General features: G+C 43.8%; 7 protein-coding genes and 2 pseudogenes. 5 read left to right on the forward strand and 4 right to left on the reverse strand.

Annotated features, from left to right (window positions below; all coding sequences use genetic code 11):
- Window positions 1-192: 192 nt before the first annotated feature.
- From B7L70_RS02265 to B7L70_RS02280, 4 genes are all read right to left on the reverse strand, one after another.
- A complete protein-coding gene (locus B7L70_RS02265; RefSeq protein ID WP_143701502.1) occupies window positions 193-945 on the reverse strand; it encodes a hypothetical protein in 753 nt (250 codons plus the stop codon).
- 316 nt (window positions 946-1261) lie between these two features.
- A complete protein-coding gene (locus tag B7L70_RS02270; RefSeq protein ID WP_081226279.1) occupies window positions 1262-1453 on the reverse strand; it encodes a hypothetical protein in 192 nt (63 codons plus the stop codon).
- Between the two features lie 294 nt (window positions 1454-1747).
- A complete protein-coding gene (locus tag B7L70_RS02275; protein WP_081226280.1) occupies window positions 1748-2341 on the reverse strand; it encodes a sulfite oxidase-like oxidoreductase in 594 nt (197 codons plus the stop codon).
- A gap of 152 nt (window positions 2342-2493) precedes the next feature.
- Window positions 2494-3972, reverse strand: a complete 1479-nt coding sequence (locus B7L70_RS02280; RefSeq protein ID WP_081226281.1) for a 4-hydroxyphenylacetate 3-hydroxylase N-terminal domain-containing protein — start codon at window positions 3970-3972, stop codon at window positions 2494-2496.
- Between the two features lie 96 nt (window positions 3973-4068).
- Here B7L70_RS02280 and B7L70_RS02285 point away from each other — a divergent pair, with 96 nt between their 5' ends.
- The 5 genes and pseudogenes from B7L70_RS02285 to B7L70_RS14245 form a co-directional block, all read left to right on the forward strand.
- Complete coding sequence (locus tag B7L70_RS02285) at window positions 4069-5841, forward strand: long-chain-fatty-acid--CoA ligase (protein WP_081226282.1); 1773 nt, start codon at window positions 4069-4071, stop codon at window positions 5839-5841.
- Entirely contained in the window at window positions 5841-6797 is a 957-nt protein-coding gene (locus B7L70_RS02290) for a phosphotriesterase (RefSeq protein WP_238376049.1), read from the forward strand. The genes B7L70_RS02285 and B7L70_RS02290 overlap by 1 nt, the downstream gene beginning before the upstream one ends.
- 296 nt (window positions 6798-7093) lie before the next feature.
- The gene (locus B7L70_RS02295; RefSeq protein WP_081226283.1) at window positions 7094-7276 is read left to right on the forward strand and encodes a hypothetical protein; all 183 of its coding nucleotides are present in this window, start codon (window positions 7094-7096) and stop codon (window positions 7274-7276) included.
- Between the two features lie 928 nt (window positions 7277-8204).
- Window positions 8205-8399, forward strand: a pseudogene (locus tag B7L70_RS14240) (hypothetical protein); the annotation flags it as partial.
- Window positions 8400-8711: 312 nt separating this feature from the next.
- Window positions 8712-9031 (forward strand): annotated as a pseudogene (locus B7L70_RS14245) (family 1 glycosylhydrolase); the annotation flags it as partial.

Here is a 9031-nt window from a genome sequence, read left to right on the forward strand (position 1 = left end):
TACGGAGAGTCCAGTGTCAACTAGTGCGTTTTACTTAAAAATACGTTCATAACGTCTAAAATTAAAATCTTAAACATCACAACAGTAATAATGAATAATGGATTAATCGAGCTCATTAACCCTCGGACTAACGACACACCTTGCAATAATCTAAACATGAGTCCTAGCCCCGAAGCCTTAACTCTACGGGCTTTAGTTTTCTCCTTGGTTGTTTCTTGCTAGTTGCATGTAGTCGAGTACTGCGGAGGCCAGTATTACGTAAACGGTGATGCTTATGATCAATGCAGTGATTACGGGTACCGTGATAATGATGGCTATGATCGGCGGTACCTTCACTGATATTATGATCAGAGATATTATGATCAGAAACACCGCGACTACGAACCACTCAAGAACCGTAAACTTCACGTCGTAGACGAAACGCAGGGTATTTACATCAAACCTGGCCTGGTTGCTGAAGAGGAAGAGGCCTATGACTATGGAGAGGATGGTGCCGAGAACCCATAAGGCGACATCAACAACAGTCTTGGTAATTGCACTTTTAATGCCTGTTATCAATATCGATATCAATATCGATGTCGATGGTATCTTTAATCCTAATAGATAATGTAGATAATGTAGAATTATTAGAATTGGTATTAAAAATAATATTACTAAAAATGGCACTGATGATAATAAGATTGAATCAAGCCACATTAGGATGAAGATACTTTGGCTAATCCTACTAAGCGCCTTAGCGGCATTACCTCTGAAGCGTTCCATGCATGGGTAATTCTGGATGTATTTCTGGGCGTCCTCCTCAATATCCTTGGGGAGTTTGCCTTTAAGTTCGTCGATCAGGGCTGGTAGTATCCTAACTAACCTCCTAAATCTAAATATTAGAATGATGTATTCAATTGCATATTTAATTGCATACTTAATAGATGTAATTGCGATCGTGATCACAAGTATAATTGCAAGTAAAGCTATTATTATTAATGTTATTGGTATTAATTTAGGAAAAAGGATCGTGATAATATAAATAGCAGAAAGCAATAGAAGGGTGACCATTGGTAGTTTATATGGTTTTAAGGCATATTTTACCGAGCTTAATGATGGGGCTTTCCAGCTCTTTTCTGGGATGCCCGTTAAGTAACTCCGTAAACAATCCTCGGAGCTCAATTTATGCCTGGCTTTCGGGTTTTTGTTGTCTCTTTTTGGTGGGGCTTCTTTGGTGTTTTGGGGGCTACCCTGGCTTTCTGGCATTGGTTGTGTGGTGTTGTTAATTGGCTTTAAACCCGATTAGTTGAAGATAATGTTGGGGTTCATCCTTGCATTTAATACCAAGTTTCTCTAATAAATCCTTAATCTTCCTGGCCATGCCCCTCACCTCCTCCTCAGTCACCGTCGCGTTCCCATCCCTATTGAGCCTTATTTCGTAGTCCCATAGCCGAATGAATAGGCCCTTACCCATGCATTTAATCCATGAGGAATATGTTTCAAAGCATATTGGGACTCTGCTTGGTGTGGTCTCCGTAATTACCTGTTCTGCCTTCTCACGACCATAAGCTCCACTTATTACGGGAATGCCAAACTCGACCTTACCTCCCTTTGTTACTGATTCAATGTTCGTCGTCTTGGTAACCGTGTTTAGAATTTCAAATAGATCAACAACCTGCCCATTGGAAAGCAGTATATGCCATGGATTTAGTACTCCAGTAATAACGAGAGTTTTAGCTAGTGGTATTAATCCATGGTAATGGTTTGCTTAGTCTATGACTCTCCTTGTTTTTCCTGTGTGGGTTCCTCCTGTGCCTTTGAATCTTTCTTCTAGGTATGCGTTGCCTCTTTCGTGGTATCCCATGGCTTCCCAGTATCCGTCTCTGTATTGTTTTGCGAATTCTATGGTGGTTAGCCATTTGGCGCTTTTCCAGCCGTAGAGGTGTGGTATGAGTGGTCTTGCTGGGTATCCTGACTTGATGTCGAGTGGTTTTCCGTTCATTCTTAGTGCTATTATTGCGTCTTCGCTCATCGCATCCTCTATGGGTACGATGCTGTCATATCCGTCTGCGGATTGAAATATGACCCACTCTGCCGTGTCCTTCACGCCGGCCATCTTAGCCAGGTCTTTGATCTTGACGCCTTCCCACTCCACGTCCTTGACCGACCAACCCGTTACGCAGTGGAAATCCCTGACATACCTCACGTTGATCATTGATAGTAGCTCGTTGTATGTCAGCTCGATGGGTCTCTCCACCTCGCCTGTGATCCTCAGTCTCCATTTTTCTATGTCTATTTTTGGTGTGCCTAGGGCTGCGTAGTGTATGAATTTCTTTATGTAGTGTTGGTTTGGTGGGTTCATTAATTATCGATCTTCTTGCCTTATTTAAACCGAATTCGTATGCTTCTTTGAGTTTAGTAACTGGGTTTGGTTTTCCTGCTAGAGAGACTATGTAGCGAGACCTGTTAGCGAGAATGAATTTAAGAGGGAGGGGCCTGTGTTGATTTAGTTTCTCACCACCATTCAAGTAATTTCTTTATGTCATCCGTCTTCGCCATGTCTGCGTTCAGGAGTGCTGCTGTTTTGCTTATATCATAGTTGTATGATCTGTAGAGCTCTATTACGCTTGCTTCTATTGATCCTTCTGCGTGTATCATCCCTACGGATAGTAATGCACCGAGGGCTGATAGGAATTCACGGGCTACTTGGAACAGCCTTATCCTAGTTCTCGCGTCTGTGCCCTTCTTACCGACTAGGTATTTGACCATGTACTTTTCTTCGGTTGGGTTGCTTAGTTCGCTTGTTGATGGTATGTCGGCTAGGAGGCCGCCGGCGACGTCGATCATGTCCTTGACTGCGTCTAGGTACTTGGAGTTGGCTGTTAGTTTTCCGACGTTTGTGTATATTGGGTTTGGTATACATATGCCGGTGGTGTTATCTTTAATGCATTTCTCGGCCGCTGCTATGGCGCTTGACACTAGGTATTCCTTATACGTTATTATATCTACAATATCCCTCCTAATGTGTGACGCCCCCTCGATATTGTTATACTCGGCGAATAATTTGGCGTAACCTAGTACTATGTCTGCCAGGGCGGCTCTGTATGATATTGCTGTGAATCTATGGTATAGCGCGAAGGTTAACCCATATGCTGCGGCGAACTCGTACTCACCAGCCAAGAACACCCTCTCATTTGGTACCTTTACATCATCAAATATGGTTAGCGTTTCAACCTCAACATTTGTTTTACCCATTGGGAACTCATCACCCAGCATGTTTATTTCAACTTCCCTAAGGGGTCTTGGTATTAGGGTAATACCCTTGGTATTTACCGGGATTGCAAATGCAACAGCGTAATCTGCGTCCTCCTTAACCATATTTCTATATGGTAGTACTATTAGTTCGTTTGCGGCTATGGATTGTGTGGTGTGCACCTTGGCCCCTCTAACAACTATACCATCAGGTTCTCTCCTGGTAATGTGGACATAGAGGTCCGGATCGGCTTGCTGGTGTGGTCTTAGCATTCTGTCGCCCTTAACGTCGGTTTGTGCTACGGCTATTGTTACGTCATTTTTAATAACGTACTCGTAGTACTTCATGACCTTACTATAGTAATCCGTACCCCTTAACGAGTCGAGTTGTTTAGATGCTATCATTAAACCGAAAAGTGCGTCTGAGCCTATTGTCTTCATTATATTAAACATGCCCTTACCGAGTAATGTCGTGTTGTATATTAGCTTGAATCTCTCAATTAAGTCGCTTGGGCTTTTTGGTACCTTGTAAAATCTACTTATTGCTCCGTATTGAGGATCTTCATAGAGTAAATATCTCCTTAATTCGGGATCGCTTTGCCACTTATATAGTTCCATTGCGTGATTGATGGCCACCCGTAAAACTTCATGCGTAGTTACATCGGTCACCAACTTACCCCTGTAATAAATAACCCTACCGTCACGTAGGCTATTGAGGTATTCCTCAGGAGTTCTAACCATACGGTTTATAAAATGATTTAATTATTTTAAATGTTCATTATATATAGTTTATTTATTAGCTATACTTATTAATTTTTACATAAGTAAATAAGCATTATGAGTAAGATAAAAAGTGAGATAGAGTTGGTTACGAAACAGGTTGGTGATGTTGAGGTTCAGGTAATTCCTGAAAAGGATTATGTATGTGAATCACCCGGCGACAGACCCTGGTATAGGTATTGGCCTCCTAGAATATTAAGGACCAATGATTATCCCAAGGTTCCTCTCTTCGATATGGTTGAGACCTCTGCGCGTAGGTATCCTGATAAGGATGCAGTTATTTATTATGGTTTTAGGATTAGGTATTCTGAGTTGTGGAACTCAATACTTAGTCTTTCGGCGTTTCTAAGTGATCTAGGTATTGAGAAGGGAGATAGGGTTGCGATATATATGCCAAACACCCCGCATTGGTTAATTGCCTTATTTGGCATACTCAGGGCAAACGCCGTTGCCGTGCCAATAAACCCATTGGCGGCACCTGACATACTCGAGTATATACTGAACGAAACGGGTGCCAAGGCTATAGTTACATTATCGCAGTTATTACTGAGACTCCTTAGCATTAAGGATAAGGTTCCCTCGTTAAAGTACGTGATCGTTGGTAGATATGGTGATTACTTGCCAGAAAAACCTGAATTGAAATTACCGCAATTAATGCTTACAGACCCAGCTGTTCCGCAGGGTGTTATCAATTGGAGGAATGCTGTTTCGTTTAATGGAAATCCGCCATCCGTTAAGGTTACGTATGAGGATATTGCTGCAATACCATATACTTCGGGGACCACGGGTATTCCGAAGGGTGTTATGCACACCCACGCAACCATGTGGGCATCGCCTCTTAACGCTGCCGTTTGGTATAATGCAGCACCATCGGCTATTGTTTTAACAGTGCTCCCAATATTTCACGTAACAGGTCTCGTACATTCTGTACTTGTGCCATTGTATATAGGCGCAACAATGGTATTACTGACAACTTGGGATAGGGAAACAGCCGTAGATGCCATTGAAAAGTATAGGATAACTCACTGGACTAGTATATCAACAATGATAGTTGATTTGCTCGCAATGCCAGGCATTGAAAAAAGAAATCTCTCATCATTAGCATTGGCTGGCGGTGGTGGCGCTCCAATGCCTGAGGCTGTTGCCAAGAGGTTTAAGGAATTGACGGGGCTTGATTATCTTGCGGGTTATGGCTTAACGGAAACCTTTTCCCAAACGCACGTGAATCCACCGCATAGGGTTAAGATAGGTAGTGACTTGGGTATACCACAACCCTGCACCGATGCCCTTGTGATAGACCCCGACACGGGGGAAATACTGCCTGAAAATAAGACGGGAGAGCTTGTGGTTAGGGGTCCTAATGTCTTTAAGGGTTATTGGAAGAAGCCTGAGGAGACCAAGGAAGCCTTCGTTATAATTGATGGTAAGTTGTACTTCAGAACTGGGGATGTTGTTTACATGGATGATGAGGCCTACTTCTTCTATGTGGATAGGATTAAGAGAATGATTAATAGGGCAGGTTATAAGGTGTGGCCATATAGGGTTGAGAATATACTATACACGCACCCAGCAATTCTAGAGGTTGCTGTTGTGGCAATACCAGATCCTAGGGTTGGTGAGGAGGTTAAGGCGTACGTAGTTTTAAAGCCAGAGTACAGGGGTAAGGTTAAGGCTGAGGATATCATTCAATGGGCTAAGGAAAGAATGTCAGCCTATGAATACCCAAGGATCGTAGAGTTCGTAGAATCCTTACCCAAGACAGCTACAGGTAAAATAGATTGGAGATTATTACAAGAGCAGGAGAAGAAGAGGAAGGCTGGTGGTGCGTGATGAGTCATGGTATGGCGAAAATACCCACCGTTACGGGTGAGATAAGCCCTGACGAGATGGGCGTAACGTTATTTCACGAGCATCTAAGACTGATTACGGAGGTTGTTCGTTGGAATTGGCCCCATCTATACAATGAAGATGAGGAGTTTAGGCGGGCTGTGGATGCGGTGAACGCTGCCAAGAGGTACGGCGTTAGGACCATTATTGACCTTACCGTTGCTGGTATTGGTAGGGATGTTAAGTTTAATGAAAGGGTTGCCAGGGCAACGGGTATTAATATAATCATGGGTACGGGATTTTACACATACACGGAGATACCCTTCTACTTCAAGAATAGGGGTATTGATAGTCTGGTTGATGCATTTGTTCACGATATAACCGTTGGTATACAGGGCACAAATGTGAGGGCTGCCTTCGTTAAGGCTGTTATTGATGCACCAGGTCTCACTAAGGATGTGGAGTTTGCGATAAGGGCTGCCGCTAAGGCGCACATAAAGACTGGCGTGCCTATCATAACGCATACGTTTGTTGGTAATAAATCAAGCCTTGAGCTAATTAGGATATTCAAAGAAGAAGGTGTTGATCTAGCGAGGACAGTTATAGGGCATGTCGGTGATACGGACGACATATCCTTCATAGAGCAGATACTCAAAACCGGCGCATTCATAGGACTAGATAGGTTTGGTCTCGATATATACTTACCACTTGAAAAGAGAACCAAAACATTGATAGAACTTATTAAGCGAGGATGGATAGACCAAATACTCCTATCACATGATTATTGCCCAACAATAGACTGGTATCCACACGAAGAGGTTGTAAAGTTGGTTCCTAATTGGTCGATGACATTGATATTCGAGAAAGTGATACCCACGTTAAGGAGCGAGGGAATAACGGAGGAGCAAATAAATAAAATACTCATAGAAAACCAAAGGAAATTATTTACTGGTAAGTAATTATTTGGGTTTTTAAATAGAAGGTTCAATTCCAGCATTATTAATTAAGATATCCAGCCATAATTCTTTACTGTTTCCTTAATCGTATTTTCACAATCGGAAGCATCATTGTTGGCAGCTCCAGGATTAACACATCAAGTGTAATTCTCCTTTTCTCCACGTTAATTCAATGTTTCTTTATAATCAAATCCGTCGCTTTCAATAAATGTAATACTTCGCCGTCGCCGTTGCGTGACCCATTGCTGGCCTTAATTTTTATGTTGATGTTTAAAAATTAGTTGTTTTATTGATTGGCGATGGGTGTTGCCTTTCTTAAGTTCTTTCGTTTTGGTTGGTCTCAGGCTGGTTTTCAGTTTGAGATGGGTGTTCCTGGTGATGAGGATCCCAATAGTAATAGCGTGCTAATGACAAGCCTCGTCCCTTCTTGTCGTGGGTGGTTTTTAAGTCTGGTTGCTGCTTTTCTTGTGGATGTTGCGTAGGGCTGTGGCTGTCGAGCTTGAGACTACTAAGGAGCTCAACAAGCTACTTTGTTCTGTCGAGACTGCGTATCTCGGTATTGTTAGGGAGGTTGCCATGTATGCCGTTGCGAATAATGTTACGAGTGCAACCCAGCTCCATAGGCTGTTCTACAGCAAGTATAGGAGTGAGTACCCAGGTTTGCACGCACACCTAATCATCCAAGCAATTAGGCAGGCATCTGAAATCGCCAAGTCATTCATGGAGAGGAGGAGGAAGGGCTTGGCGAGAAAGCCCTACCCCGAGATTAAGGCTGTGTCCATTAGGTTTGACGAAACTGCTTGGGGCTATGAACAGTTCATTAAATCAATAGCCCCAGTCAGGCTTAGCTTATCACTGCTCGGCGGGAGGAGGGAGGTTTGGATAAAGCCGCACAAGCGCTTCTGGCAATACTGGTGGAGGGTACTAACTGGAGAAGCAGAACTAGCCAGTACGCTAGTTGTTAAGAGAAAGGCTAACAGGTGGTATGCGGTCTTCATCTTCGAGATAAAGCCGAGGCAAGAGGTACCACAAAGCGTGGTAGCATTCGACATCAACGAGAACACCGTTGCGGTGGGTAAGATCGACATCAAAACCACCATAAGCAAGGTGACTGATTGGAATAGACAGTACCTAATGCCTGAGCTTTACTCGATTAGGACTGATTTTGGTAGACTAGCCAGGAGGTATGGGAGGATTAGGAGGAAAATCATTGAGAAACTAAAACCGCACTTCGCGTTACCGAATGGTAAATACTTGAATGTCACGAACACGAGGGAGTTTAGGAGGCAAGTGAGGATGTTGCGTGAGGAGGTTAGGAAGGTTGGTAGGGTTAGGCAAATCGCCAACGAACTAACAAAGACACCAGCAATAATCATAACCGAGGAACTTGGCGAGAATCCTCAAGACGAGATGATTAATGGCGTGAGCAAGGGTGAGCTCAGGCATAGGATTAAGCAAACACCATTCAAGAACATTGAGAGAGCTGTGGAGGATAAGGCTTTGGAGAGGGGTTCGAGGATATTCCACGTATCATCCTATAGGAACAGTAGGGTTTGCCCAATTCATTTTACGAGACTTGAGGGCACTGGTGATTGGCATACATTGCAATGCTCATTTGGGCATTACGTGCATAGGGATTATACATCCGTGATGAATATGACGTGGAAAACAACGCCAGAAGCGTGGACAAAGGGTGTTTGGTGGGACTTGAGAAAAAAGATGGGCTGGAGAGAGTACGAAGGCAAATCAAACCCGATAATACCATACACCACCGTACAGTACCTACATGCAATACTCAAGGAATTCAAGGCCAGCGAACAAAGCCCCGCAGTGCTGGCCCGGGGCAAACCCATGAACCCAGCCGGAGGGGCCGATGAAGGCAGGGCGAGGAAACCTCCCAAAAAGGGAGGAGGCCAGTTCGGTTGGGAGTTCTACCCTGAGGGTCTCTATGATGTGTTGGTTAAGTACTGGAGGCGCTATCACCTACCCATCTACGTCACGGAGAATGGCATTGCCGATGCTGCGGACTACCTCAGGCCGTACTACCTCGTTAGTCACATCTACCAGGTCTATAGGGCGTTGGGTGATGGTGTGGATGTTAGGGGTTACTTGCATTGGTCCTTGACTGATAATTATGAGTGGGCGTCTGGGTTTAGGATGAGGTTTGGTTTGTTGCATGTTGATTACTCCACGAAGAAGCAGTACTGGAGACCCTCGGCATATGTTTATAGGGAGAT

The organism is Vulcanisaeta sp. EB80 (assembly GCF_002078205.2).

What these genes read in the sequence shown, in the direction of transcription:
- B7L70_RS02295 (WP_081226283.1), top strand. Translation starts at nt 7,094, where the DNA reads ATGGGTGTTGCCTTTCTTAAGTTCTTTCGTTTTGGTTGGTCTCAGGCT.
- B7L70_RS02290 (WP_238376049.1), top strand. Translation starts at nt 5,841, where the DNA reads ATGAGTCATGGTATGGCGAAAATACCCACCGTTACGGGTGAGATAAGC.
- B7L70_RS02275 (WP_081226280.1), bottom strand. Translation starts at nt 2,341, where the DNA reads ATGAACCCACCAAACCAACACTACATAAAGAAATTCATACACTACGCA.
- B7L70_RS02280 (WP_081226281.1), bottom strand. Translation starts at nt 3,972, where the DNA reads ATGGTTAGAACTCCTGAGGAATACCTCAATAGCCTACGTGACGGTAGG.
- B7L70_RS02270 (WP_081226279.1), bottom strand. Translation starts at nt 1,453, where the DNA reads ATGGGTAAGGGCCTATTCATTCGGCTATGGGACTACGAAATAAGGCTC.
- B7L70_RS02285 (WP_081226282.1), top strand. Translation starts at nt 4,069, where the DNA reads ATGAGTAAGATAAAAAGTGAGATAGAGTTGGTTACGAAACAGGTTGGT.